At 71.5% G+C, this 26,431-nt stretch carries 20 protein-coding genes; 8 read left to right on the top strand and 12 right to left on the bottom strand.

Going from position 1 to position 26,431, the window contains the following annotated elements; translation table 11 throughout:
* The first annotated feature begins 21 nt into the window (after window positions 1-21).
* Window positions 22-1,425 carry an MATE family efflux transporter gene (locus ASG53_RS03450; RefSeq protein WP_056128537.1) on the top strand — a complete coding sequence of 468 codons (1,404 nt, stop codon included), beginning with the start codon at window positions 22-24 and terminating at the stop codon, window positions 1,423-1,425.
* Here the strand turns inward: ASG53_RS03450 and ASG53_RS03445 are convergent.
* From ASG53_RS03445 to ASG53_RS03405, 9 genes are all read right to left on the bottom strand, one after another.
* Complete coding sequence (locus ASG53_RS03445) at window positions 1,378-2,325, bottom strand: 4-(cytidine 5'-diphospho)-2-C-methyl-D-erythritol kinase (protein WP_235533814.1); 948 nt, start codon at window positions 2,323-2,325, stop codon at window positions 1,378-1,380. The genes ASG53_RS03450 and ASG53_RS03445 overlap by 48 nt on opposite strands.
* Window positions 2,322-3,350, bottom strand: coding sequence for a 16S rRNA (adenine(1518)-N(6)/adenine(1519)-N(6))-dimethyltransferase RsmA (rsmA, locus tag ASG53_RS03440; protein ID WP_235533813.1), 1,029 nt, complete (start codon window positions 3,348-3,350; stop codon window positions 2,322-2,324). Before rsmA ends, ASG53_RS03445 begins: the two co-directional genes overlap by 4 nt.
* Before the next feature lie 47 nt (window positions 3,351-3,397).
* Window positions 3,398-4,909 (bottom strand): resuscitation-promoting factor, encoded by a 1,512-nt coding sequence (locus ASG53_RS03435; RefSeq protein WP_162246129.1) that lies wholly within the window; start codon window positions 4,907-4,909, stop codon window positions 3,398-3,400.
* 505 nt (window positions 4,910-5,414) lie between these two features.
* Window positions 5,415-6,668, bottom strand: coding sequence for a G5 domain-containing protein (locus tag ASG53_RS03430; protein WP_056128533.1), 1,254 nt, complete (start codon window positions 6,666-6,668; stop codon window positions 5,415-5,417).
* Between the two features lie 171 nt (window positions 6,669-6,839).
* Complete coding sequence (locus tag ASG53_RS03425) at window positions 6,840-7,751, bottom strand: TatD family hydrolase (protein ID WP_056128522.1); 912 nt, start codon at window positions 7,749-7,751, stop codon at window positions 6,840-6,842.
* Window positions 7,752-7,755: 4 nt separating this feature from the next.
* Window positions 7,756-9,396: a methionine--tRNA ligase gene (metG, locus tag ASG53_RS03420; RefSeq protein ID WP_056128520.1), complete on the bottom strand. Its 1,641-nt coding sequence runs from the start codon at window positions 9,394-9,396 to the stop codon at window positions 7,756-7,758.
* Window positions 9,397-9,406: 10 nt separating this feature from the next.
* The gene (locus ASG53_RS03415) at window positions 9,407-11,896 is read right to left on the bottom strand and encodes a DEAD/DEAH box helicase (RefSeq protein WP_056128517.1); all 2,490 of its coding nucleotides are present in this window, start codon (window positions 11,894-11,896) and stop codon (window positions 9,407-9,409) included.
* A 1-nt stretch (window position 11,897) separates the two neighbouring features.
* Window positions 11,898-13,127 (bottom strand): PQQ-dependent sugar dehydrogenase, encoded by a 1,230-nt coding sequence (locus tag ASG53_RS03410; protein WP_056128514.1) that lies wholly within the window; start codon window positions 13,125-13,127, stop codon window positions 11,898-11,900.
* Window positions 13,124-14,317 carry an aminotransferase class I/II-fold pyridoxal phosphate-dependent enzyme gene (locus tag ASG53_RS03405; RefSeq protein WP_056128504.1) on the bottom strand — a complete coding sequence of 398 codons (1,194 nt, stop codon included), beginning with the start codon at window positions 14,315-14,317 and terminating at the stop codon, window positions 13,124-13,126. The genes ASG53_RS03410 and ASG53_RS03405 overlap by 4 nt, the downstream gene beginning before the upstream one ends.
* 247 nt (window positions 14,318-14,564) lie before the next feature.
* On the opposite strand from ASG53_RS03405, the gene ASG53_RS03400 reads away from it, so the two are divergent.
* On the top strand, window positions 14,565-15,179 hold the full coding sequence (locus ASG53_RS03400) for an isochorismatase family protein (protein ID WP_056128502.1): 615 nt from the start codon (window positions 14,565-14,567) through the stop codon (window positions 15,177-15,179).
* A 12-nt stretch (window positions 15,180-15,191) separates the two neighbouring features.
* Here the strand turns inward: ASG53_RS03400 and rsmI are convergent, their stop codons facing one another.
* Window positions 15,192-16,025 (bottom strand): 16S rRNA (cytidine(1402)-2'-O)-methyltransferase, encoded by an 834-nt coding sequence (gene rsmI / locus ASG53_RS03395; protein ID WP_056128500.1) that lies wholly within the window; start codon window positions 16,023-16,025, stop codon window positions 15,192-15,194.
* A 37-nt stretch (window positions 16,026-16,062) separates the two neighbouring features.
* Between rsmI and ASG53_RS03390 the strand changes: the two genes are divergently transcribed.
* The 3 genes from ASG53_RS03390 to ASG53_RS03380 all read left to right on the top strand — a co-directional run bounded on the left by ASG53_RS03390 (window position 16,063) and on the right by ASG53_RS03380 (window position 19,814).
* Window positions 16,063-17,754 carry a dolichyl-phosphate-mannose--protein mannosyltransferase gene (locus ASG53_RS03390; protein WP_235533812.1) on the top strand — a complete coding sequence of 564 codons (1,692 nt, stop codon included), beginning with the start codon at window positions 16,063-16,065 and terminating at the stop codon, window positions 17,752-17,754.
* Between the two features lie 165 nt (window positions 17,755-17,919).
* Complete coding sequence (locus ASG53_RS03385; RefSeq protein WP_056128495.1) at window positions 17,920-18,417, top strand: MarR family winged helix-turn-helix transcriptional regulator; 498 nt, start codon at window positions 17,920-17,922, stop codon at window positions 18,415-18,417.
* Window positions 18,417-19,814, top strand: coding sequence for an MFS transporter (locus tag ASG53_RS03380; protein ID WP_082543750.1), 1,398 nt, complete (start codon window positions 18,417-18,419; stop codon window positions 19,812-19,814). The genes ASG53_RS03385 and ASG53_RS03380 overlap by 1 nt, the downstream gene beginning before the upstream one ends.
* Window positions 19,815-19,973: 159 nt before the next feature.
* Here ASG53_RS03380 and ASG53_RS03375 read toward each other — a convergent pair whose 3' ends face one another.
* On the bottom strand, window positions 19,974-21,047 hold the full coding sequence (locus tag ASG53_RS03375; protein ID WP_056128492.1) for a fatty acid desaturase family protein: 1,074 nt from the start codon (window positions 21,045-21,047) through the stop codon (window positions 19,974-19,976).
* 341 nt (window positions 21,048-21,388) lie between these two features.
* On the opposite strand from ASG53_RS03375, the gene ASG53_RS03370 reads away from it, so the two are divergent.
* Complete coding sequence (locus ASG53_RS03370) at window positions 21,389-22,453, top strand: LacI family DNA-binding transcriptional regulator (protein WP_056128490.1); 1,065 nt, start codon at window positions 21,389-21,391, stop codon at window positions 22,451-22,453.
* 69 nt (window positions 22,454-22,522) lie between these two features.
* Window positions 22,523-22,939: an SMI1/KNR4 family protein gene (locus ASG53_RS03365; protein ID WP_056128488.1), complete on the top strand. Its 417-nt coding sequence runs from the start codon at window positions 22,523-22,525 to the stop codon at window positions 22,937-22,939.
* Between the two features lie 133 nt (window positions 22,940-23,072).
* Here ASG53_RS03365 and ASG53_RS03360 read toward each other — a convergent pair whose 3' ends face one another.
* Window positions 23,073-25,322 (bottom strand): glucoamylase family protein, encoded by a 2,250-nt coding sequence (locus ASG53_RS03360; RefSeq protein WP_082543749.1) that lies wholly within the window; start codon window positions 25,320-25,322, stop codon window positions 23,073-23,075.
* A gap of 206 nt (window positions 25,323-25,528) precedes the next feature.
* Between ASG53_RS03360 and ASG53_RS03355 the strand changes: the two genes are divergently transcribed.
* Window positions 25,529-26,377 carry an ABC transporter ATP-binding protein gene (locus ASG53_RS03355; protein ID WP_056128485.1) on the top strand — a complete coding sequence of 283 codons (849 nt, stop codon included), beginning with the start codon at window positions 25,529-25,531 and terminating at the stop codon, window positions 26,375-26,377.
* The last annotated feature ends 54 nt before the right edge of the window (window positions 26,378-26,431 follow it).

Here is a 26,431-nt window from a genome sequence, read left to right as displayed (position 1 = left end):
GCCCACTGCTGAAGCCGTCACATGACAAAGAACCTCACGACAGGTCCCCCTGCCAAGATCATCCTGCTCTTCACCCTCCCCCTGCTCATCGGCAACGTGTTCCAGCAGATGTACGGCTTCGCCGACGCCTTCGTCGTCGGCCGGATCCTCGGGATCGACGCCCTCGCCGCGGTCGGCTCGACAGGCGGGATCGCCTTCCTGCTGCTCGGCTTCGCCTGGGGTCTGACCGCCGGCTTCGCGATCCCGACGGCCCAGGCCTTCGGTGCGGGCGACCCCGCAGCGGTCCGCCGGGCCGTCGCGGCCGGCACGCTGCTCACCGGTGGCTTCGCCGTCCTGCTCACGGCTGTCGCCGTGCCCGTCGCCCGCCCGCTGCTCGAGCTCATGCGGACACCGCCCGAGATCATCGACGACGCCTACCTGTTCATCGTCGTCTCGTTCTGGGGCATCGCCGCGACCATGTTCTTCAACTTCCTCTCGAGCACCATCCGGGCGCTCGGGGACAGCCGGACGCCGCTCGTCTTCCTCGCGATCTCCTGCGTGCTCAACGTGGTGCTCGTCATCGCCTTCATCGCCGGGCTCGGCATGGGGGTCGACGGCGCCGCCCTGGCGACCATCACCTCTCAGCTCGTCTCGGTCCTGCTGTGCCTGTGGCTCGTGCAGAAGAAGATGCCGACCCTCCACCTCAGCCGGGAGGACTGGAGGGTGACCCGGGCAGAGCTGGCGACCCAGCTGCGCATCGGGCTGCCGATGGCCTTCCAGTCGTCGATCATCGCGATCGGGACCATCGTGCTCCAGTACGCCCTCAACGGGCTCGGCGCCGAGTCTGTGGGCGCCTACACGGCCGCGCAGAAGGTCGACGGTCTGGCGATGGCGCCGCTCGCCTCCTTCGGCCTCGCGATGGCCACCTTCACGGCGCAGAACTACGGCGCCCGGGCCTACGGCCGCATCCGGACCGGGGTCTTCCAGACCTGCCTCATGTCTGTCGGCTTCGCCCTGGCGATCGGGCTGGTCAACGTCCTCTTCGGGCGGCACCTCATCCGGCTGTTCGTCGGCCCCGGCGAAGAGCACGTCGTCGAGCTCGCGCAGACCTTCCTCGTCGTCAACGGGTCGCTCTACGTCGCGCTCGGGCTGCTCTTCGTGCTCCGCAACACCCTGCAGGGCATGGGCCGCTCGCTCGTGCCGACCGTGGCGGGCGTGATGGAGCTCGTCACCCGAGTCGTCGCAGCCCTCGTCCTCGCCTCGCACGTGGGCTTCGTGGGGGTCTGCCTCGCGGCGCCGCTCGCGTGGGTCGCCGCGCTCGTGCCCGTGTGGGTCTCGTACCACCGGCGACGTCGCTGGCTGGCCGAGGAGGAGACACTCCTCGCCCAGGAGCGAGACTCAGCCCAGGCTCTCCTGGACGACGCGGGCTCCGGGCACAGGCCCTGAGGCGCAGACCGAGGAGGCGCACGCCCCCGAGGCGACGAAGGCGTCCGCCAGGGCCTCGGCGTGAGCCGAGGACCGCGCGAGCGCGGCGATCGTGGGCCCCGACCCCGACACGACGACGCCGAGGGCTCCGGCGGCACGCGCCACGTCCATCGTCCCCACGAGGTCCGGGGCGAGCATGAGCGCGGCGGGCTGGAGGTCGTTCGAGAGCGCCGCACCGAGACGCTCGGCGTCCCCGGCCCGCAGCGCGGCCATGAGCGCAGTGTCGGCGTCCTCGGGGAGGTCGGCGGTCCGCGCGTCGTCGTCGAAGCGCCGGAACACCTCAGGCGTCGAGAGCCCGTCGGCGCGCAGCGCGAAGGCCCAGTGGAACTCCCCCTGGGCCATGGCTGGGGTCAGGACGTCCCCGCGCCCCGTCCCGACGGCGGTGTGCCCCTGGAGGCAGAACGGGACGTCGGCGCCGAGCCCGGCAGCCAGGCTCAGGAGCTCGGGACGGGTCAGCGCCGTGCCCCACAGGGCGTCGAGGGCCACGAGCGTCGCCGCGGCGTCCGCCGACCCGCCCGCCATGCCGCCGGCCACCGGGATGCCCTTGGTGATCGCCAGGCGCGCGCCGAGCTTCACGCCTGTGTGCTCGGCGAGGGCACGAGCCGCCCGCAGCGCGAGGTTGGAGCCGTCGAGCGGCACGTGCTCGGCCCCCGGACCCGAGACCTCGAGCGAGAAGCCCGCAGCCGTCGTCGCGGTGACCTCCTCGACGAGGGAGACAGCCTGGAAGACCGTGACGAGAGGGTGGTAGCCGTCGGCCTCACGGGGCCCCACGTGGAGCGACAGGTTGACCTTGCCCGGTGCACGCGCAGTGACAGAACGCTCGTGCACCCGCACGCTGCTCAGCCTGGTCGTCCGTGTCACGGTCGTGCTGTGCCAGGTCGGACGAGGGGCGTCGTCCCGGCCGGTGACGTCGAGCCTCGCTCAGCCGTGACGGTCCCGTCCTGCTCGGTCGCGTCGGGCTCGTCCTGCGCGGTCCCGGCGGTCTCGTCCGGCGCGGTCCCGGTGGTCTCGTCCGGCGCAGTCCCAGCCTGGTCGTCGAGGGCCTCGGCGATCCGTGCGAAGTCGTCGACGGTCAGCTGCTCGCCGCGCGTGGTCGGGTCGACCCCGGCAGCCTCGAGGGCCTGCGCCGCGGCCGCGGCGGAGCCTGCGAGCTCGGCGAGCGCACCACGGAGCATCTTGCGGCGCTGGGCGAAGGCCGCGTCGACCACCTCGAAGACGCGCTCGCGGGTCGCCCGGGTCTCCGGGTGTGCCCTGCGCTCGAGGAGGACGAGGGCGGAGTCGACGTTCGGGACGGGCCAGAACACGTTGCGGCCGATCGTCGAGGTGCGCCGCGCCGTCGCGTACCACGCGGCCTTGACCGACGGGATCCCGTAGGTCCGGTTGCCCGGAGGTGCGGCGAGCCTGTCGGCGACCTCCGCCTGGACCATCACGAGCACGCGGTCGAGGGAGTCGAAGCGCTCCAGGAAGGTCAGGAGGACCGGTACGGCGACGTTGTAGGGCAGGTTGGCCACCAGGGCCGTGGGAGCCGGTCCGGGGAGCTCTGTGACCGTCAGGGCGTCCTGGAGCACCACGGTCAGCCTGTCGGACCACTCGGGTGCCCTGTCGGCGAGGGTCTGGGGCAGCTGCTCGGCGAGGACCGGGTCGATCTCGACCGCGACGACCGTCATGCCGGCCTCGAGCAGGCCGAAGGTCAACGACCCCAGACCCGGCCCGACCTCGACGACGTGCTGACCGGGCTCGAGGCCTGCGGACCTGACGATCTTGCGGACGGTGCCGGCGTCGTGCACGAAGTTCTGACCGAGGGTCTTCGTGGGCCGGACGCCGAGACGCCCTGCCAGGTCGCGGATCTGTACCGGACCGAGCAGGGCGTTCGACGGAGCGTTCATGAGCAAGAGCCTAGAGGGTCTTGCCCACCTGGTGCGTCATCCGAGGCTCAGCGGAGGCCGAGCTTGGACGAGCAGTGCGGCCACTGGCCCCAGCCGGAGCGTGCCTGGAGGGCCTGCGCGAGACGCGTCTGCTCCGCGGGGCTCGCCTGCGACGGGAGGCCGGTGCCGCCGAGCGACTGCCAGGTCCCGACCGAGAACTGGTAGAGCCCGTGGTACAGCCCGTTGCTCGAGACGACGGACGGGTTGCCGCCAGACTCGCACTGCGCGAGCTGGCCCCACACGTCACCTGTCACGACAGGGGCTGCCGGGGCCGGAGCAGCCTCGGGAGTGCTGCCGCCGTCGGTCGACGGGGCCGGGGTCGAGCGCACCGTCGGCTTCGGGGCGACGACCTTCGGACGCTCCTTGGTCCCCTGGACGAGGACCTTGGTGACTGGAGCCGTCGTCAGCTCGTCCGAGACGAGCTCGCGGGACTCCTCGACACCGTCGACCGTGGTGACCGAGGAGACCGCGGTCCACAGACCCTCGACACCCTCGACCTTGGTCACGACGTCGAGGTCGGCGTAACGCGTCGGGTCTTCTTCGGTGACGGTCTCGAAGGGGACAGGAGCCGTCGCCGTCTCCTCGGTCACCGCGACGCGCTGGACCACGATGGTCACCTGCGTGTCGTCGGCCCGGGGGTCGGTGATGACGTCCGGGTTCGCCGGGGCCGTGGTGGCGGCATCCTCGGGCTCCGTCGTCGCTGTGCCCTCGGCCGGTGCAGCCTCAGACGCCGTGGCGTCGACAGCAGCGGCTGCGGCGGGCTCGGCTGTCGCCGCCCGTGCCGCAGCCTGTTCCTGGGCCTCAAGGGCCTCCGGGGTCGGACGCTGCTCGACGCTCAGACGGTCGAGCTCGCCGAGCTCGACACCCTGCTCCTCGAGGATCGTGTCGACACCCGCGGTGCCGTCCTCGACCTGCGTCGTGGTGCCGTCGACCTGGACCTGGACGGGTCCTTCGAGCGAGAGGCGCAGACCGAGGTCGGTGCGTCCGTCGCCCTGCGAGCGGGAGGCGACGAGGCTGACGTCCGCGCCGCGGTCGGCGTAGGCCGAGAGCAGCTCGTCGGCGTCGACAGCCGTTGTCTTGATGGTGGTGGCGTTGCCGTTCGTCTGCAGCGTGATCTCGCGCGAGTAGCGCACGACGACGTCGGCGCCGTCGGTCAGCGAGGAGGCAGCAGCCGGGGCGACGAGGTCGTCGGGGCCGACGGTGACGTCGTTCTCGGCGAGGACGCCCTCGACGGAGCCGGAGAAGGTCGAGACCTCCTGGACCTGGCCGTCGATGTCGAGCATCACGGTCTTGTGGGCGTTGGCGTAGACGGCCGTGCCTGTCGCGAGGACCGCGACGGCGACGCCTCCGACGACGAGCGGGAGCGTGCGGCGTGAGCGGCGCGCGGTCGAGGGTGCAGCACCCTCGGAGAGCGGGGTGGTGTCGGAGAGACCGGCGCCGGCGAGATCGGTGGACTCGCCGGGCTTCGCGGGTCCGCGCTGGTGAGCGCGGCCGGAGAAGACGTGGAGAAGATTTTTCACGGAGATCCAGACGTGGAGCGGTCCGGGCACAAGAGTCGGCTGCGGAGTTGCACCGCCGCCCTCGCGGGCTGTCCGACTGTCCTGATCCGGCGATCGATCCTGTCCGGTCGCCGAGCGCCCCCTGGCGCGGTCCGGACAGCTGTCGCACGGCCGACCTGACCCAGACCGACCCCGCTGCACCGTTCCCTGTGGGGCTCGGTGGTGAGGCGTCGACCGGGTGGCGCGCACCGTGGCAACGATCGACCGTAACCGATCCGTGATCATCCGCCAAGAGGTACGGGTCACGGTGCCGGCTCAGGAAAACGCTCAGAACGGGACGACCCGGGTGCCCAGCGGGTGAAAGATGACGAGCCTCACGGGGTGTCGCACGACGAGGCGCGACGCCTCGTGCAGACGCCCAGGAGCCCCCTGACGCGCCCTGACCAGCCACGACCCCGGGAGCGACGAAGCCCCCGCCTGCCGCGAACGGCGAGCGAGGGCTGTCCGCTCAGAGCGGAGCGTGGGATCAGTAGAAGTTCTTGGCCTTCGAGTGCGACCAGGCGGCGCACGGCGTGCCGTACCTGTCGCTGATGTACCCCAGGCCCCAGGTGATCTGGGTCGCGGCGTTGGTCTGCCAGTCTGCGCCGGCGCTCGACATCTTCGAACCCGGGAGCGCCTGCGGGATGCCGTACGCGCTGCTGGACGGGTTGTCGGAGGTGACCTTCCAGCCGCTCTCCTTCTGCCACAGCGAGTCGAGGCACGCGAACTGCTCGGAGCCCCACCCGCGCTCGGCAACCATGGTCTGCGCGATCGCCCGCGCGGAGTCCGGGTCGACGACCACGAGCGACGGGTCGGGCAGCTCGAGCGTGCCGACGGCGACGATCTCGTCCTGCGGCTCGACCGTGACCCTGCGGGCGACGACCTCACGGCCGGTCTCGACCCCGTCGACCACGGTCACCGCGTAGGTGGTCAGCGCCTGCCCGAGGACCCCCTTCTGGGTGACCTTCGTCTTCCCGACGGGGAGCGTCGCGTCCTCGACCTCCTGGGTCGCGTACGGCAGCACCTCCTGGGTGGACGAGGTGTCCGTCGCGGCGCGGCCGATCGTCACGACCATGCCGTCGACCGTGGCCGCGTCGAGAGCGGCAGCCGTGGCCTCGGCCGTCGAGGCGGCCGCTGCGACAGAGACGGGCGGCGGGTCGAGCGTGACGGTGTCGTCGCTGTCGAGGACGACCCCGGCCGTGAGAAGGAGCTCGCGGACAGTGCCCTCGGTCGAGGAGATCGGCAGCTGCTGGCCGTCGACCGCGAGGGTCACGGTCTTGGGGGTGGTGATGACGAGGGGCTCGCGCCCGACCTCCGCGCTGCGAGAGGCCGAGACGTCAGCTCCCGCGGCACGGTCTCCGAGCTCGTCGAGGACCTCGCCGACGGTGCGCGCCGACGACTGGATCGTCTGGACCGTGCCGTCGATCTCGACCTGCACGTCCCGGACGGTCCGCACGACGATGAGGTCGCCGTCGTTCACGGTGCTCTCCGGGGAGGGGAAGACCTGGTCCTGGGGGTCGACGTCGAGCGAGTCGCTCGCGAGGACGTCGTCCACGGTCCGGGAGAAGCCCGCCACCTCGTGCGCGACCCCGTCGACCTCGACAGTCACCGTCTTGTGGAGCGTGGTGAACGCCGTGGTGCCTCCGACGACAGTCGCCAAGATCAGCGCCTGCGCGAGGAGCCGGGCTGGGCGGCGGCTGCGACGGGCTGTGCTGGAGGTCGACTGGTGGGTCGAGGTCACGGGGCGGGGTGTCCTTCGGTCGGGCGGGTGCGGCCGCAGAGCAGCAGCACGGTCTGGAGGGGATCGACCCCACGGTAGTCCACGCCGGGCGGGCGCACACGGGTGGAATCTCGCGTTCGCCCCTCCTCTACAGGCCCTGCACGACTGCGGCGCGGCGGTCGACGGCCACGCTCACCACGTCCCGTAGACGTCCTCCGAGGTCGCAGCCACGCCGCGGCACGCGTCCTCGAGCGAGACGTCCTTGACGGCTGCGATGGTCGCCATCGTCACAGGGACGAGGTACGGGGCGTTCGGACGCCCCCGGAACGGGTGCGGTGTGAGGTAGGGCGCATCGGTCTCGACGAGCACCTGGGAGAGCGGGACCTCGCGGAGGGCGTCACGCAGACCGTCGTTGGGCCGGAAGGTCACCGGCCCCGCGAAGGACAGGTACCAGCCCTGCTCGACGCAGGTGCGGGCCATCTCGGCGTCGCCCGAATAGCAGTGGAACACCGTGCGCTCCGGCGCACCGTCGGCCAGCAGGACCTCGAGCACCTCGGCATGAGCGTCACGGTCGTGGATCTGCAGGGCGAGCCCGAGCTCTTTGGCCAGGGCCACGTGCGCCCTGAAGGAGTCCCGCTGCGCAGCGCGGCCGGCGTCCCCGGTGCGGAAGAGGTCGAGGCCTGTCTCGCCGATCGCCCGGATGCGGTCGTTGCCACGCGCGAGGTCGGCGACGAGGGAGATCGCGTCGTCGAGGGGCATCGCGTGGTGGTCGCGGACCGTGGCCTCGAGACCGTCGGGACCACGCTCACGCACCCCTGCGTGGAGCGGGGCCTCGTTGGGGTGGATCGCGATCGCCCCGAGCAGCTCGGGGCGATCGCGGACCAGGGCGTCGGTCCACCGGACCGCCGGGACGTCGCAACCGACCTGGACCATCCGGGTGACACCGACCGCGGCAGCCTCGGCGATCAGCCTGTCGACGCTCGGCACCTCGTCGTCGGGCCCGAGGACGTGACCGATCGAGTCGAGGTGCGTGTGGTTGTCGACCACCGGGTACGGCAACGCATCCGGGGCCGGGGGCCAGCCCCGCTCACGGGTGCGTGCCAAGGCCTCAGACCTCGTCGAGACGGGGGAACAACGAGGCACCCTTCGTCACGCGCGTCCCGGCAGGCAGGGTGCCGAAGTCAGCAGCGGTCTGGACCGGCTGGTCGTCGAGGGGCCCGAGGGGCTCTTCGGCGCCGAGCGCGGTCCACAGACCCTGCGCGGCCTTCGGCACGACAGGGTTGAGCAGGACCGCGAGGGTCCGCAGCGCCTCGGCCGCTGTCACCAGGATCGTGGCCAGACGGCCACCCTCGACGCCCGCTCCGCTCTCGGTCGTCTCGCCCGGGAGCTTCGCGACCTTCCAGGGCTCCTGCTCCGTGAGATACAGGTTGGTGGCGTCGACGAGAGTCCACACGGCGTTGATCGCCTCGTTCGGGGAGATCCTGTCGATCGCTGCCTCGGCCTGCGCGACGGCTGCTGCGGCGACCTCCTGGAGCGCGGTCTCGGCGTCGCTCGACGAGCCGGGCCTGGGCAGCGAGCCGCCGAAGTTCTTGGAGATCATCGCGGCCACGCGGGAGGCGAGGTTGCCGAAGCCGTTGGCGAGCTCGGCGTTGTAGCGCGCGGAGAGGTCCTCCCACGAGAAGGACCCGTCCTGGCCGAAGGGGATCGCGCGCATGAAGTAGTAGCGGAAGGCGTCCGAGCCGAACACGTCGGTGATCTGCGTCGGGGCGATGCCCGTGAGCTTGGACTTGCTCATCTTCTCGCCGCCGACCAGCAGCCAGCCGTGCGCGAAGATCGTCTTGGGCAGCGGGAGCCCTGCGGCCATGAGCATCGCGGGCCAGATCACCGCGTGGAAGCGCAAGATGTCCTTGCCGACGAGGTGCACGTCGGCCGGCCACGTCGCGGCGAAGCGCTCGCGCTCGGCCTCGTCGTCGCTCTCCAGGCCGATCGCCGTCGCGTAGTTGAGCAGCGCGTCGAACCACACGTAGAGCACGTGCGAGGTGTCCCACGGGATCGGGATGCCCCAGTCGAAGGTGTTGCGCGAGATCGAGAGGTCCTGCAGGCCGCTCTTGACGAAGGCGAGGACCTCGTTGCGTGCGCTGGCCGGCTGGACGAACTCGGGGTGCTCCTCGTAGAGAGCCAGGAGGCGGTCGGCGTAGGCGCTCATCTTGAAGAAGTAGTTCTGCTCGGAGAGCATCTCGACAGGGCGGCTGTGGATCGGGCAGAGCTTGAGGCCCTCGTACTCCCCCGTGCCGTCGACCAGCTCGCCCGGGAGCTTGTACTCCTCGCAGCCCACGCAGTACGGGCCCTCGTAGGAGCCCGCGTAGATCTCGCCCTTGGCGTGCAGCTGGCTGATGAACTTCTGCACGCGCTCGGTGTGGCGCGGCTGCGTGGTCCGGATGAAGTCGTCGTTGCGCGCGTCGAGGGTCTCCAGGACGGGCTTCCAGGACGACTCGACGAGGCGGTCGGCCCACTCCTGCGGTGTGACGCCGTTGGCCTCGGCCGTGCGCATGACCTTCTGCCCGTGCTCGTCGGTCCCGGTGAGGAACCAGACGCGCTCCTGGCGCTGGCGGTGCCAGCGGGTCAGGACGTCGCCCGCGACCGTCGTGTACGCGTGCCCGATGTGCGGGGCGTCGTTCACGTAGTAGATCGGGGTGGTGAGGTAGAAGGACTGCGTCCCGGCGGGCGCTGCGGTCTCGTCGTGGGCCATGAGCACAATGCTAGGGCGTCCCGGGGCCCTGGAGGTCGCCCGACCTCCAGCCGAGACGGTCGACGGGCTGGTCGGCCGCCGCGTCGTCGCCGAGCGGGGCCGCTGCGCCTGCCTGGAGGTCGTCTGCGAGCAGGTCGTCCCACACCGGGCCGTAGCCGAGCCGAGCCTGCTCGGCCGCGACCACCTCGCGGGCGAGCACGGCCTCGCTCACGTCGACAGCGCGCGTGGTCCCGGCGGCGAGGCTCGACTCGCGGACGTACTCGTCGAAGAGCTGCTGCTTGGTCGCGAGGATCTCGCGGATGCGCTCGTCGACGGTGTCCTCGACGAGCAGCCTGTGCACGCGGACCGGGCGGACCTGCCCCATCCTGCGCACACGCGCCACGGCCTGCGCCTCGGTCGTCGGCTTGACCTGGGGCTCGCAGAGCACCACGACGTTGGCCGCCTGGATGTTCAGGCCCACTCCCCCGGCGTCCACCTGCGCGACGAGCACAGCGCCCGGCGGGGCCGCGGTGAACCTGTCGACCTCGAGCTGGCGCTCGTCGGCGCTGACACCACCCCAGAGCGGCCCGAAGACCGCGGGGAGTCCTCCGGCGGCGGGGTCGAGGTCAGCACGGTCGAGGTCAGCCGAGTCGAGGTCGGCGGCTGCGACGGCGTCGACCTGTGAGCCCGCGCTGCCCAGGCCGCCGGGCCTGGTGAGCGTGCGGCAGACGAGGTCGACGACCGAGCGGAAGTACGAGAACACCACGACCTTCTCGCCGTTCGCCGCGGCGTCCTCGAGGATCTCCAGCAGCCGGCCGAGCTTGCTCGACCCGGAGGGGTCAGGGGTCGCGAAGTCAGCGCGGCGCATGTCCATGAACCGCCCCTGCGCGACAGCCGCCTCGTAGACCCGGCGGCCGTCCGGGGTGAGCTCTTCCCACTCGTCGAGCTCGACGAGGTCGGGCAGCTCCACGAGGACGTCCGCGGCGTTGCGGCGCAGGTAGACCGGCGCCATCGTGTGCCGCAGCGTGTCCGCACCGACCAGACGCAGGTGCGGCGGGAGGCTGTCGACGAGCGCCGGCTGGAGCATCCGCACCAGGCCCAAGAACTCGTCGAGACGGTTCTCGAGCGGGGTGCCGGTCATGAGGAGCACGCGCCAGCAGCGGTCCGCCCATGCGGCCACGTCCTGCGAGCGACGGGCACGCGGGTTCTTGACGAGGTGCGCCTCGTCGACGACCAGCAGGTCGAGGATCTCCGCCGCGGCCTCGGGCACGTGCCGCAGCCCCTCGAAGGTGGTCACCGCGACACCACCCTGCGCGAGCCACGCGGCTGCGGCAGCCTCACGGTCTGGTCCGTGGACGCGCCAGACCTGGAGAGACGACCTGAGCTCGATCTCGCGGAGCCACCCGACGAGGACGCTCGCCGGGCAGACCACGAGGACGTGCGTCGCACCGGCGGCCACGAGGTGGGCCATCACGGCGACAGCCTGCACGGTCTTGCCGAGCCCCATCTCGTCGCCGAGCAGCACACGCCCCTGGTTGAGCACGAACTTCGCACCGAAGGCCTGGTAGCCGCGCAGGCTCACGTCGAGCAGCGAGGTGTCGAGCGTGAGCGCGTCGACCCTGTCGGCCAGCTCGGAGGGGAGCATGCCTGTCGCGGCGAGCACGTCCCGCACGAGGGGGACGATCGCGGCGAGGACCGTGTAGTAGACGGCCGACCGGCGCTCGAAGTCGTCCCAGAGCGCGAGCGGACCGGGCCCAGGCTCGCCGCAGGCCGACGTGAGCCTGGCGACGACATGCTCCAGACCCGTCGAGGCCAGCCACGGGGCCCAGCCCTCGAGGGCTGCGAGCGCGTCGAGCGCACGTCGACGCGTCGCACGGCGCCTGAAGGCGAAGGTGAGGGCGTTCGTCGCCTGGGACGCGTCGTCGGCCAGCTGCTCGACAGACCGCGCGTAGTCGTCGAGGTCGCGGCGGTGCGGCTCGACGAGCGGCCCCAGCCGCACGAGCATCTCGAGGTCGCCGAGCAGCCGGGTGCCGGTGGCGTCGTCGCGGTCGAGCGTGATGCGCATCGACTGGCCCTGGGCCGTCGCGTCGGCGAGCTGCTCGACGGCCGCGACGGTACTCCGGGCTGTGTGGGAGCCGACGCCGTCGAGCATCTCGAGCTGCTCGGCGCTCACGCCGAGCAGCGAGCCGACTGTCGTGTAGCCGGCGTCGAGCAGGGCGCGGATGCGCAGGTTCTTGTCCGTGATCTCGGTGAGGCGGTCGACGGTCAGCCCGTCGAGCTCTGCGCGGGTCCGGGCGGCACGGTCGCTGTGGACCTGCTCGGCGATGCGGGTGGTCGCACCGTCCAGGTGGTCGAGGACGGCCCGCGCTGATGCCGCGAGCGTGACGTGCGCGTCGACGAGCCGGCGGGCCTGGGCTCCTGGTCTGGTCGACGGGCCCGGGGCGGCGGGCGAGGCCTGCGGTGCCAGCCCCTCGGACCCGGGCGGGACCGGTCCGCCCTGGCCGGGCTCGGGCACGGCCACGTCAGTCCTCGGTGACGACCACAGGCACGAGGCGGTCGTCACCCTCGCGGGGCTCGCCCCGTCCGTCGGTGTTGCCGGTCAGGACGTAGAGGTCTCCGTCCGCCCCGACAGCCACGGCACGCAGCCGGCCGAGCTCACCCGCGAGCAGCGTCTGCGGGTCTCCGACGCCGTCCGGCGCGAGGGGGACGCGCAGCAGGGCCTCGCCCTGGAGCGCCGCCACGTAGACGCCCTCGTCGGTGACGGCCAGGCCGCTCGGCGAGGCCGCGTCGGTCGACCAGCTGACGAGGGGGTCGACAAACCCCTGGGAGGTGCCTCCGGGCCCCTCGACCGCGGGCCACCCGTAGTTGCCGCCCGAGACCACGAGGTTGAGCTCGTCGAGAGTGTCCTGGCCGAGCTCGGAGGCGAGCATCCGCCCGTCCTGCGCCCACCCGAGCCCCTGGACGTTGCGGTGCCCCAGGCTCCACACCGGGGACCCGGGGACGGGGTTGTCGCGAGGCACCGAGCCGTCGGGGGCGATCCGCAGGATCTTGCCGCCGAGGGAGTCGGGGTGCTGCGCGAGGATCGTCGAGCCCGAGTCGCCCGTCGCGACGTAGAGCATGCCGTCAGGACCGAAGGCGATGCGCCCGCCGTCGTGGGTGGCCGCGGCCGGGATCCCTGACAGGACCGCCGTGAGCTCGCCCAGGGTGGTGCCGTCGAGGGTGCCGCTGAGGACCTCGTTGCCCTCCTCTGCCGTGCGGTAGAAGAACACGAGGTTGTCGTCGGCGAAGGTCGGCGACAGCGCGACGCCGAGCAGCCCGCCCTCCCCCGTGCCTGTCGTGCCCTCGACCAGGTCGTCCGCCCCTGGGCCGGTGAGGGTCGTCGGGGCCGAGGCGTCGGCCGGGACGACCTTGACGGCGCGGGTGTCACGCTCGGTCACGAGCCAGTCGCCGTCGGGCAGCTGGGCCAGACCCCAGGGGGCTTGGAGGCCCGTCGCGAGCGGGGTGCCGAGCGTCGCGGAGACGGTCTCGACCACCGGGTCCCGCGGGTCGAGCGCCCCTTCTGAAGGAGCGTCCGTCGCCTCGTCGGTCGGGTCTGCGGGGTCGGCTCCGTCCTGGGAGCCGTCGGTCGCCGTCGCTGTCCCCGTGGGCGTCGAGGGGGTCTCGTCGTCCGAGCACGCGGCGACAGCAAGTGTCAGCGCTGCCGCGAGCACGAGGGCCGCGGGCCGTCGGGCCGGGTGGGTACGGGGCGTCACAGCAGCGTCAGACCCTTCTTGAGGCCACGGACGGCCTGGCCGATCCTGTGCTCGTTCTCGATGAGGGCGAAGCGGACGTGGTCGTCGCCGCCGGCGCCAAAACCGACGCCCGGGGAGACTGCGACGTCGCACTGCTCGATCACGTGGGTCGCGAACTCGATCGACCCCATGTGCCTGTAGGGCTCGGGGATCCGCGCCCAGACGAACATGGTGCCGCCGGGCTTCTCGATCTCCCAGCCGATGCGGTTGAGACCGTCGACGAGGGCGTTGCGGCGCGACTCGTAGACCTGCGAGACCTCGGCGGGGAAGTCTGTGGCCTCGTTGAGGGTGACCGTCGCGGCGATCTGGATCGGCTGGAAGGTGCCGTAGTCGAGATAGCTCTTGAGCTTGGCGAGCGCACCGACCACGTCTTCTCGCCCGACGAGGAAGGCCACCCGCCAGCCGGCCATCGAGAAGGACTTGGTCATGGAGTACAGCTCGACGGCGACCTCGGTCGCCCCCTCGCACTGCATGATCGACGGCGGCGTGAATCCGTCGAAGGTCATGTCGGCGTAGGCGAGGTCGTGGACGAGCACGACGTCGCGGTCCTTGGCCCAGTCGACCAGGCGCTGCAGGTCGCTCAGCTGCGCGACGGTGGTGGTCGGGTTGTGCGGGAAGGACAGCACGACGACCCGGGGCTTGGGCCAGCCGAGCTCCCACGCCTCCATCACGCGGTCGATGAACCCTGCGGCGTCGGTCCCGTCGCCGATGGGCACCTGCCGGGCGTCCGCCCCGGCGAAGTACGGGCCCCAGATGTGGATGGGGTAGCTGGGCGTGGGGACGATCGCCGCGTCGCCGGGCTGCAGCAGCACCCACATGAGGTGGCTGAAGCCCTCCTTGGCGCCGATGGTCGAGATGACCTGCGTCTCGGGGTCGAGCGTCACGTCGAAGCGTCGCTTGTAGTGGTCGGCGACGGCCTCGCGGAGCTTCGGGATCCCGCGGGAGGAGGAGTACCGGTGGTTGCGCTGGTTGTGCGCGGCCTCGGTGAGCTTGTCCACGGCGATCTGCGGGCTGGGCAGGTCGGGGTTGCCGAAGCCGAGGTCGACGATGTCGCGTCCCTCGCGGCGCGCGGCCAGCTTGAGGGAGTCGATGATCGTGAAGACGTACGGCGGCAGGCCAGGGATGCGGCGGAACTCGATCTCACGGGGCATGCCTGAACCCTACGGCGGGTGCCCCCGGTGGTGCAGCCCGTTCTCACCCTTCGCACAGGTGCCGCCTGTGGCGGCAGCAGCGAGATCGTGAGTTCGGAGCGAGATCGATCATCCTGGCTCACGATCTCGCTCCGAAGTCACGATCTCGACAGGGCTCCGGATGGCTGCGGCCGGCTCAGGTCAGGTCGGCTCAGCCCAGGTCAGGGCAGGGACGGCCGGACCTGGGGTCGCTGGCTAGAGTGGGTGGATGACCTCCGACGCTGTGCAGAGCCTTCCGGACCAGAGCAGCCCCGAGCCCCGCCGGGCCCTGCTCGTGGTCGACGTCCAGCCGACCTTCTGCGAGGGCGGCGCCCTCGGCGTCGAGGGCGGCGACGCCGTCGCGCACGCCGTCGCCGGCTTCGCCGCGGCGCACCGCGACGACTACGTGCTGGTCGTGACGACCCAGGACTGGCACGTCGACCCGGGCGAGCACTTCAGCGACACCCCCGACTACGTCGACACCTGGCCGCCGCACGGTGTCGCCGGGACCGCCGAGGCCGAGCTGCACCCGGCCCTCGCGGACCTCGCGCCCGACGTCTCGGTCAAGAAGGGCGAGTACCAGGCCGCCTACTCCGGCTTCGAGGGAGTCGACGGCCAGGGTCGTCTGCTCGCAGACGTCCTGCGCGAGGCCCAGATCGAGGCCGTCGACGTCGTCGGCATCGCCGAGTCGCACTGCGTCAAGGCGACGGCCCTCGACGCCCTCCAGCTCGGTCTGGCGACCCGGGTCTTCACGGACCTCACAGTCCCCGTCTCCCCCGACCAGGGCACCCAGGCCCGCGTCGAGATGACCGCAGCAGGAGTCGAGCTCCGCCCCTCCGCCTGACGGCTGCGCGTCCTACTTCGCGGCGAGGGCTGCGGCGTAGAGCTCGCGCTTGTGGACGCCGGCGGCGTCGGCGACGCCCGCGACGGCCTCTTTGAGGCGTTCTCCCCCGGCGACGCGCGACAGCACCTCCGCGACGAGCTCGGCGGTCGTCGCGGTCTCGCGCTGGGGTGCGCCCGAGACGACGATCGAGATCTCGCCGCGGAGCTGCTCCTGGGCGGCTGTCTCGGCGAGCTCGCCGAGCCCGCCGCGCAGCACCTCTTCGTAGGTCTTGGTGAGCTCGCGGCACACCGCTGCCGGGCGGTCCGCCCCGAAGGCCTCAGCCATCGCGGCGAGGGTCTGGTCCACGCGGTGCGGGGACTCGAAGAACACCATGGTGCGCCGCTCGTCGGCCAGCAGCTCGAAGGCCCGCGCGCGCTCGCCGGGCTTGCGGGGCGGGAAGCCCTCGAAGCAGAACCTGTCGGTCGGCAGGCCGGAGACCGCGAGCGCTGTCAGCACGGCGCTCGGTCCGGGGGCCGAGGTGACGGGGAGCCCACGCTCGATCGCGCGGGTCACGACCCTGTACCCGGGGTCGGAGACGGACGGCATCCCGGCGTCGGTGACGATCAGCACGGTGCCGCCGTTCTCGACGACGTCGAGGAGCTCGTCGGCACGGGCCGACTCGTTGTGCTCGTGGTAGCTGAGGATCCGTCCGGCCATCTTCAGCTCGAGGCGCCCGGCGAGGGCGTGCAGCCTCCGGGTGTCCTCTGCGGCGACGACGTCAGCCTCGACGAGGAGGCGGCGCAGTCGCGGCGAGGCGTCCTCGACGTCTCCGATGGGTGTCCCGGCGAGGATGAGGCGGCCTGTCATGGGGCCAAGCCTGCCATGTCCACCTACGATGACTGGCGTGACAGGGACGAACGGGGCGGACGACGCCGGCACACAGGACGCGTCGACGGTCACCACCCCACCGCGCGTCGACCTCGTCAAGCACGACCGCCCGGCGGGCGAGACCGAGCAGGCGCTGCTGCGCCGCCTCTTCTCCGACAGGTTCCTCGCGCTCGGCGTGACAGCCCAGGACCGCCTCTGGGGCTGGCTCGGCCCGCTGCTCGTCGCCGTGGTCGCGGGGATCGCGCGCTTCGTCAACCTCGGCAACCCGAGCACGCTGGTCTTCGACGAGACGTACTACGTCAAGGGCGCGTACACGCTCCTCCACCTCGGCTACGAGGCCGACTGGCCGGACGAGCCGAACCCCGCCTTCGAGGCCGGGAACCAGGACGGCTACCTCCCTGCCGCCGACTACGTGGTCCACCCGCCCGTCGGCAAGTGGATGATCGCGCTCGGGCTGCGCCTGGGCGGGTCCGAGAACCCGTGGGCATGGCGCCTGGCGCCGGCTGTCGTCGGCGTGATCGCGGTGTTCCTGCTCGCGCGGACCGCGCGCAGGCTGTTCGGCTCAACGACCTTCGGCATCGTGGCCGGCGGCATCATGGCCGTCGACGGTGTGGCGATCGTGCACTCGCGCACAGGGCTGCTCGACGTGTTCCTCATGTTCTGGGTCCTCGTCGCCTTCGCCCTGCTCGTCAAGGACCGGGAGTGGTTCAGGCGGCGGCTGGCCGAGAGGTCGGCCGCGCTCATCGACTCCGGACGCGGGGTGGGCCGAGACGGGCCCGTGGTCGGCATCCGCTGGTGGCGCCTAGCAGCAGCGGTCGCGCTCGGCCTCGCCTGCGGCACCAAGTGGTCGGGCCTGTACTTCGTCGCGGTGTTCTGCCTGCTCTCGGTCGCGTGGGACGCGACAGCCCGGCGGTCGGTCGGTGCGCGGCAGTGGCACATCGGCTCGGTCCTGCTCGACGGCGTCCCGGCGGCGGCCTCCATGCTGCCCACGGTCCTCGTGACCTACCTGCTGTCCTGGTCGGCCTGGTTCGCCAACCCCAAGTCCTACGACCGCCAGTGGTTCGTCAGCCACCCCGGCAGCTACCCCGACTGGGTCCCGGACGTCATGGTCGGCTGGGGCGAGGCCCTGCGGTCGTTCTGGCAGTACCACGAGAAGATGCTGGCCTTCCACACAGGCCTGGACAACCCGCACACGTACATGGCGAACCCGTGGGGCTGGTTGCTGCAGCTGCGCCCGACGTCGTTCTACTGGCGCAAGACGGAGAACTTCGACGGCGGCTGCGGGGCCGAGGCCTGCGCGCGGGCGATCACCTCGGTCGGCAACCCGCTCGTGTGGTGGCTCGCCACGGCCGCGATCCTCGTGGCGCTGTACGCCGTCGTGCTGCGCAGGGACTGGCGCGCCGTCGCGGTCCTGTCCGGGATCGTGGCCGGGTGGGTGCCGTGGCTGTTCTTCCCCGAGCGCACCATCTTCACCTTCTACACGATCGCCTTCGCCCCGTGGATGTACCTCACGCTCACCTACGCCCTCGTGCTCGTGTGGGAGCAGGTCGCCGACGACCCGCGCCTGCGTCGCCGGGCGCTGCGGGTCATGGGGGCGCTGCTCGGCCTGATCCTCGTGGTGAGCATCTTCTTCTACCCGGTGTGGACCGCGATGGACATCCCCTACGACTTCTGGCGTGCGCACATGTGGTTGCGCAGCTGGATCTGAGCTCCCGGCGCGAGCGCCCGGACCCCCGGGATCGGGGCTCGGGACACCGGGCCCCGGTTCCGAGCTTCGGAGTCGGCACCCCCGGCCCCGGCCCCGGCCCCGGCCTTGGGAGCACGCTCGCCCTCGCCCGTTGCGTTACATAGCCTGGCTATGTAAACTCGTCGGGTGACCACGTCGACGCCCTCCGCCCCCCAGCCTGACGCTCCCCGCGACGCCAGCACGCTCGGCGGGGACCTCGTCGTCGCCTGCTCCAGGTTCGCCCGGACCGCGGCCCAGGCGATCGACGTCGACGTCTCGGTGACGATGTGGCGCATGCTCTCCAACCTCGCGCACACCGGCGACCTCAGCGTCACCGAGCTCGCGGCGATCGAGCGCACCTCGCAGCCGACTGTCTCCAAGATGGTCAAGCGGCTCGAGGCCCAGGGCCTCGTCTCACGACGGCCCGACCCCACCGACCGACGGTCCAGCGCCGTCTCCGTCACCGACGCCGGGCGAGCCTCCCTCGCCCGCTACCGTGCGTCCCTCACGACGGCCCTCGCCCCCCACCTCGCCCAGCTCGACGAGGACGACCTGCGTACGCTCGACCGCGCGCTCGACCTCCTCGCCCACCTGACCACCGAGGTGGCCGACGCAGGACCCATCACCAGCGAAAGCGTGACCTGATGACGTCCAGCACCACCCAGCACAGCACCTCTCAGCACAGCACCAGCCCGCAGAAGTCCGCCCGGCACAGCACGTCAGGGCACGGCTCGTCCGGGCACAGCACCGCAGCCCCCGGCTCCCAGCACGCCGGTCCGCCCGGCACGGCTCCCAGCCCGGCAGGGTCCATGCTCCGCCAGCCCCGCGTCGTGTGGGCCATCGCCTTCGCCTGCGTGATCTCCTTCATGGGGATCGGCCTGGTGGACCCGATCCTCACGTCCATCGCCGCCGAGCTCGACGCCTCGTCCAGCCAGGTGATGCTGCTCTTCACCAGCTATCTGTTCATCACCGGTCTCGCGATGCTCTTCACCAGCTGGGTGTCCTCGCGCATCGGCGCCAAGAAGACGCTGCTCGCAGGTCTCGCCCTCATCGTGGTCTTCGCGGCCCTCGCCGGGGCCTCGGGCTCGATCGGGCAGATCATCGGCTTCCGCGCGGGCTGGGGTCTGGGTAACGCCCTCTTCATCTCGACGGCTCTGGCGACCATCGTCGCGTCGGCGAGCGGCAGCACCGCGAGCGCGATCATCCTCTACGAGGCCGCCCTCGGGATCGGCATCGCCGTCGGGCCGCTCGTCGGCGGAGCGCTCGGCGAGGTCAGCTGGCGCGCACCGTTCTTTGGCACAGCAGCCCTCATGGCTGTCGGCTTCCTCGCGATCGTCGTGTTCTTCGGGAAGTCCGCACCGAGCACGGGTCCGAAGATCTCCGCGACGGCGTCGTTCTCGGCTCTCAAGAAGCCCGGCCTGCGGACCCTCGCCCTCGCGGCGCTGTTCTACAACTTCGGCTTCTTCGTGCTGCTCGCCTATTCGCCCTTCCCCATCGAGGCGGCCGCCGAGACCGTCGGCATCCACGTGGGTGCGCACGAGCTCGGGCTGGTGTTCTTCGGCTGGGGCATCTGCCTGGCGATCACCTCCGTGGTGGCCGCACCGCGCCTCACCCGCCGGTTCGGGCTGCACGCCGTGCTCTACGCGATGCTCGGGCTGCTCGCCCTCGACTTCGTGGTCCTGGCGACCTTCACCGACCGCTTCGCCGTGATCGTCACCGCGATCATCGTCGCCGGTCTGTTCCTCGGGGTGCTCAACACGGCGCTCACCGAGGCCGTCATGGAGTCGACCGACCTGCCACGCTCGGTCGCCTCGTCGACGTACAGCGGCGTGAGGTTCATGGGCGGCGCCGTCGCACCGGCCGTCGCCGGACCGATCCGCGACCACCTGGGGCTGCCCGCCCCGTACTGGACGGCGGCCGTCGCCGTGCTCGTCGCGATCGGTGTGCTGGTGCTCGGACGCCGGACCTTCGCCCAGGACCACGACATCCCGTCGGAGAGCGCCGAGGACGAGGCCCTCGCCATCTCGGCGGGCGACGCCTGACCTGGACGAGACGGGTCCCAGCCGTCCCCAGGGTCCGACCCTCCGGACCTGAGAAGACCACCGAAAACGCCTGCGGGCCCCGACCGTCATGGTCGGGGCCCGCAGGCTCGTGCTGGGTGAGGCCGCACCGGGCGGGGCGCCGGGCCTCGGGCCAGGGTGTCAGCGCGCGGAGCGGAACTGCGCGGTGAGCGGGCACTGGAAGGGGTCGCGGGCCGAGAGGCCGACACGGTTGAGGTACTCGATGACGATCTTGTAGGACTCGATCAGCGAGGTCTCGGTGTACTTGATGCCCTTGTCGGCACAGAACTGCTTGACCATCGGACGGACCTCGCGCAGCGCGGGGCTCGGCATCGACGGGAACAGGTGGTGCTCGACCTGGAAGTTGAGACCGCCCATGAAGACCGCGACCCAGCGTCCGCCGTGGATGTTGCGGCTCATGAGCACCTGGCGGCGCAGGAAGTCGATCTTGACGTCGGGGCCGACAGTCGGCATGCCCTTGTGGTTCGGGGCGAAGGACGCACCCATGAAGAACCCGAAGGAGCCGAGCTGCACGGCGAGGAAGGCGAAGCCGAGACCGACAGGCATGAGCAGGAAGACCGCGGCGACGTAGCCGACGAGGCGGATGCTCACGAGGGTGAGCTCGGTGCCGCGGCGCTTGACCGGGCCCTTGCCGAGGATGGTCCGCAGACCGGCCACGTGCAGGTTGACACCCTCGAGCAGGAGGAGCGGGAAGAACCAGTTGCCCTGGCGGGCGACGAGCCACGCCTTGATGCCGGTCTTCGGCTTCTCGAGCGTGTTGGTCTCCCAGGTGAGCACACCGTTGAGCATGTCGGGGTCGACACCCTCGACGTTGGGCTTCTGGTGGTGCTTGGAGTGCTTGTGCAGCCACCAACCGTAGCTGAGGCCACCGAAGAGGTTGGCGACGATCAGGCTCGCCCAGTCGTTCCACTTGCCCGAGTCGAAGATCTGGCGGTGCGCGGCGTCGTGGCCGAGGAAGGCGAACTGCGTCAGCAGGAGACCGAGGCCACCGGCGACGGCAAGCTGCCACCACGAGTCACCGAGGGTGATCATGAGCGCCACGGCTCCGGCGAGCAGCCCGCACAGCAGTGCGAAGCGTCCCCAGTAGTGCGCGTAGCGACGGCGCATGAGGCCGGTCTCCTGGACCGCGCGGGTGAGCTCGGAGAAGTCGCTGACCTGACGCTTGCGTGGCGAGACCGCCTCGCTGGGGTTCATCACCGCACTGGTTGCCGTCATCGTCGTCCGTTCGTCGTCCTGGTGCACCGGGGGTCCCCGACGCTCTGACGGCAACGCTACGGAACCGTAGGTTAGGTCGACAGGGGGTTAACCCCCCTCTTCTAGGACTGAGGTCCCTGGTGACTCTCAGGGACCGGGTCCCGCGCGTCTGGGCAGGTCGCAGCCAGACGGCTGCCAGGTCCGGGGCCAGGACGGGAGTCAGGCCGCAGGCCGTCGTCGAGCAGCTCGGGGCGCGCGAGGCACAGCCGGGCTCGGGCGGCGATCCCCTAGGCTCGTCTGGACCGCCTGCCACAGGCGGCCGCCCGCCCACGGAGAACCCCATGACTGCGCACGACCACGACAGCCTGGCTGCCGTCCCCGAGGGGCCGGCGCCGCTGGCGACCGTCGCCGCAGCCGCCGGTGTCTCGGTCCCTACGGTGTCGAAGGTGCTCAACTCGCGCCCTGACGTCTCGGCCGCCACCCGGGCGAAGGTCCAGGCCGCGCTCGAGGCGCACGGCCACACCGTGCGCCGCCCCGTCAGCAAGCCGACGGGTCTGGTCGACATCCGGGTCGTCAGCCTGGAGAGCACCTGGTCCGAGGCCGTCGTCCGAGGGGCTGCCGAGAGCGCCCGTCGCCACGGCGTCGACCTCGTCATCACCGTCGACCCCGACCCTGACGACTGCGGGGCGTGGGTGCGGCACGCCCTGGCGCGCGGGACCGACGGGGCCGTGAGCGTCGTGACGGTGCCCGACGCCGCCGAGCGCCAGGCCTTCGCCGACGCCCTCGTACCCGTGGTCGTCGTCGACCCGCGGGTGCGCCCGCCCGAGGGCCTGCTGAGCGTCGGCGCGACCAACTGGCAGGGCGGTCTCGACGCGACGGCGCACCTGGTGGCGCTCGGTCACCGCAGGATCGGCACCATCACCGGGGACGACGCGCAGGCGAACGCGCTCGCGCGGCTCGCCGGGTACCGCACGGCACTCATCCAGGCGGGGATCGCCCCCGACGACTCCCTCGTCCGACGCGGCGACTTCACGGTCGACGCCGGCTACGAGGAGGCGTGGCACCTGCTGTCCCTCGACGACAGACCCACGGCGATCGTCGCGAGCAGCGACGACACGGCCCTCGGTGCGCTCCGGGCCGTCCGGGAGGCAGGGCTGCGGGTCCCCGACGACGTCTCCCTCGTCGGCTTCGACGACCTGCCGATCGCCGCGTGGCTCGACCCGGCGCTGACGACGGTCCACCAGCCGCTCGTCGAGATGGGGGCTGCGGCCGTCGACCTCCTGCACCGTGCACGGTCGGGGACCGGTCACACGGTGCGGGCCGAGCTCGCGACGACCCTCGTCGAGCGGGCGTCGACAGCGCCGCCACCGGAGGTGGTCCGCGGCCCGGTAAGCGCACGCACCTGACCTCTCGGGTCCGAGGACGCGGACCGTCCGCCCGAGCCCACGAGACCACGTCGCCGTTAGTCTCTGGGCATGACTCTCGGTGATGACCTGGTGGCACGGCTCGAGCGGGCGGTCGCGCGCTACGGGGCCGGCACGCCGACCCCGGCCCACGAGGTAGAGGCCCGCCTCGCCCCGCTCGGTGTCGTCGTACCCGACGACCTCGTCGAGCTCGTCGGCCGCTGGGGCGGCTGCTACGTCGGCGTCTCCGTGCACGCCTGGGACAACGCGTCGATCCTCGGCCGTGAGACCTGCGTCGACCTGACGCTCGCAGCACGTGCCCAGCTCGGCGACGTGGTCACCGGGCTGGTCATCGCCGACGACGGAGCGGGCAACCCGATCTGGGTCGCCGCTGACGGCCGTGTGCTCCGGACGGACGCTGACTCGGGCGAGTCCGAGGAGCTCGCACCGAGCTTCCGCGCGTTCCTGGTGGACAACGTCCACGACTGACCCTGTGCACGCGGCACGAGGCCGCCGCCGGACACCGGCGACGGCCTCGTGCTCGTTCTCGTTCTTGTCATGCACTGGCGTCGTCCTGCACCGGTGCCGCAGCACCGCTGAGGACCCAGGCGTAGGTCCTCCCTCAGCCCAGCCGACGCCTGCGGACGAGGACGACCGTGGCGGCCCCGAGGAGGACCGTCAGGAGCGCAGCCCCGGCCAGGACCGGTGCGCCGTCTGTGCCGGTCTCGGCGAGGTCGCCGCCCTGGGCCGACCTGTCGGCCCCGTCACCGCCGGTGCTGCCGCCGCCACCAGCGCCTGGCGCCATCGGTGCGGTGGTCTCGGGGGCCAGCGTCGGGTCTGTGGGAGTCGGGTCCGTGGGCGCCGGAGGTGTCGGTTCCTCGGTCGGTGCTGCGGCGACCTCGACCGTCACGTCCACCTCGCCCGGGGTGGTGATCCCGGCCGTGCTGGTCGTCGAGATCGCGAGGGCGTACGTGCCCGGCGCCAGAGTCGTCTGGCCGTCGCAGGACCACGCGCCGTCGGCATCGACGGGTGCCGTGCAGAGGGTCTGGACCGCGAGCGCGGCCACGTCGCCTGTCGGCGTCGCGGTGACCGTGAGCTCAGCCCCGGGCTCACCCGTCCCGGAGAACGTGGTGCGAGGGTCGGTCAGCACTGTGCCCGCAGCAGGGGTGGTCAGGACCGGGACCACGGCCTCGGCCGAGGCGGAGAAGACCTCGGCCTCCATGAGCGGGCGCAGCGAGGCCTCGAGCTGGTCGTCGACGAAGTAGTCCTGGAGCGAGCCGTCGGTGAGGTAGTTGCCGATCGCCGCCATGATCATCGACTGGTCGAGGGACAGGTACGTCTGGGCGACGGTGCCTGAGCGGACCGCGATCGCGTCGTAGAAGCCGCCGGGTCCGTAGGAGTCGAAGTCGGACTCGAGCCCGTCGAGGTTGGCGAGCACGCCCTCGGGGTCGTAGGACAGACCGAGGAAGGAGGCGTGCGGGGTGACGACACCGTCCTGATACTCGGGGTCGGGGTTGGTGCCCTCGGCGCAGCCGAAGCTGTCGACGTCGACGTTGGTGACGCCGTCGGAGAGGTAGCCGTCGTCACGCATGCCCAGCTGGTCGACGCCGTACTCGGCGTAGCCGCCGAAGGGGTTGGACGCGGGCGAGAAGCCCCAGTACCCGTAGCCGGCCTCGTCCAGGCCGTGCTGCTTCTGCGCCTCGACGACCAGCGGGTGGTTGACGCCCCACGACGTCGGGCCCCACTCGGACTCGGGGACGAGCATGTCGGGCATGAGGGCCTCGAACATGGACCCGCCCCAGCCGGGGACGATCGACATGCCGCGGTAGCTGTACGCACCCTCGAAGACGTCGACGCCGAGGTAGGTGCGGGTCACGCCGCTCGGGCGCGACTCCTGCCAGGCCCAGTCGCAGGTCGAGGGGAAGGTACGCCACGTCGCGTAGTACGTCTCGGGCGGGACGTCGCCCTCGGCGATCCCGAGGTAGGTCGCGATCCGGGTCTCGGAGACCGCCGTGTCGTAGTGGTGGCCCGTGTAGTAGACGTCCTGGCCGGTGCCGAGGTAGTCCCCCGGGACCGACCCCTCGGTCTGCTTCTCGTCCCAGAACCCTCCGCGCAGCAGGCCGAGGCCGCGGTCGGGCAGGGCGTCCGCGTTGTAGTAGACGCCGAAGTTCATGTCGTCGTAGATCGCCGTCGCCTCGTCGGCCAGGCGGGGCTCGGCCTCGGCGACGACGCGCAGCGCGGCGGCGAGCCAGCCGTTGTCGACCGAGCTGAGGAACTGCTCGACCACGGCGCCGTCACCGGGCCAGCTCCGCACCCTGTCGCCGGTGGCCGGGTCGTACCAGTTGTAGAACATGCCGCTCGGCTCGTGGCGGTCGAGGCCGTCGACGGTCGCGAGCGTCGTGCTCATGAGGTCGTAGGCCTCGTCGGCCGTGACGATGCCGAGGTCGCGCGCCATGACCGTCGACCACAGGTAGCCGCCGATGTTCGTCGGCGAGGTGTAGGCGCTGCGGGTTGCGGGGTCGAGCGTGCCGCCGATGTTGTCGGCGGGCAGACCCGTCGCCGGGTCGGTCATCGCGGCGAGGGAGTCGTAGGTGTCGGCGGCGTAGCGCTCGAGTGTCGCCTCCTGCTCGGGGGTGACGACGCTCGGCACCGCAGCGGCTGCGACAGCCCCTGCGGGGGACGTGGTCGCGACGGGCGCGGGTGCTGCGGCGACCAGCGAGGTCGCGACGAGCGAGGCGCCGACGGTCACGGCGCAGGCTGTCACAGCCCGCCGCAGGCCGCTCCGGGGTGCTGCGGAGACGGGGACGCCTACCGCTGAGCCGTTCGGGGTGGCTGACGTGCGGCTGGGTGTGCCGCGGTTCGGGGATCCCATGGGTGCACTTCCTCGTGTGTCAGGGACGACGTGCCCATTTTCGTCATCGAAATTTCGGAGATACATTCCGAAAAGGCACGAAGAGACTAGTGACCGGCGTCTCACCCGTCAAGGCGACCGAGATCGCCTCGAACCGGACACGAAGTAGCGCCGATCGGACGGACGGAGGCTCGGATTTCTCAGCAACTAAGGTTATCCTCACCTACGTGAAGCAGACTTCCCCCGGTCCCGAGACCTCCTCCGAGCACCCGTCGCTCGCGGGGACGGACCTGTTCCTCGCCTACGACCGGTCGACCGTCGTGCACGGCGCGTCGCTGCGTCTCGTCGCAGGTCAGGTGACAGCTCTCATCGGGCCCAACGGTTCCGGCAAGTCGACCCTGCTGCGCTCGCTCGCCCGGTTGCACAAGCCCACCTCCGGCACCGTGAGCCTGCCCGACGCACCCGACGCCCTCGCGCTCAAGCCCAAGGACTTCGCACGCCAGGTGACGCTCCTGTCGCAGAGCCGGCCCACGCCCAACGGCGTGACGGTCCGCGACATCGTCGGCTACGGCCGTCACCCCTACCAGGCGCGGTACCGCCGCACCGACACCGACGGGCCCCGCGCCGTCGCCCACGCCATGGAGGTCACCGGGGTGACCGGCATGGCGGACCGCGGAGTCGACGAGCTCTCGGGCGGCGAGCTCCAGCGCGTCTGGCTCGCGACCTGCCTCGCGCAGGACACCGGCGTGCTGCTGCTCGACGAGCCCACCACCTATCTCGACCTGCGCTACCAGGTGGAGATCCTCGACCTGGTGCGCGACCTCGCCGACGACCACGGCGTGGCTGTCGGTGTCGTCCTGCACGACCTCAACCAGGCCGCCGCCGTCGCCGACCACGTCGTCCTGCTCCGCCAGGGTGTCGTCCAGGCCTCCGGGTCGGCCGTCGACGTGCTGAGGGCCGACCTGCTCAGCGAGACCTACGGGCTGCGCATCGACGTGAGCGTCGACCCGCTCACCGGGCTCGTCCGGACCGAGCCTGTCGGACGCCACACCGCCCGACGCGCTCAGCCCGCCTAGCCGGACCCGCTCACCCAGAGCACCCAGACCTCCGCTCCGAGCCCGGCCACCCGC

Source organism: Sanguibacter sp. Leaf3, from assembly GCF_001425965.1.
GTDB lineage: Bacteria > Actinomycetota > Actinomycetes > Actinomycetales > Cellulomonadaceae > Sanguibacter > Sanguibacter inulinus.
Note: the sequence above shows the minus strand (reverse complement) of the source record. Positions and strands in the feature narration are given on the sequence as shown.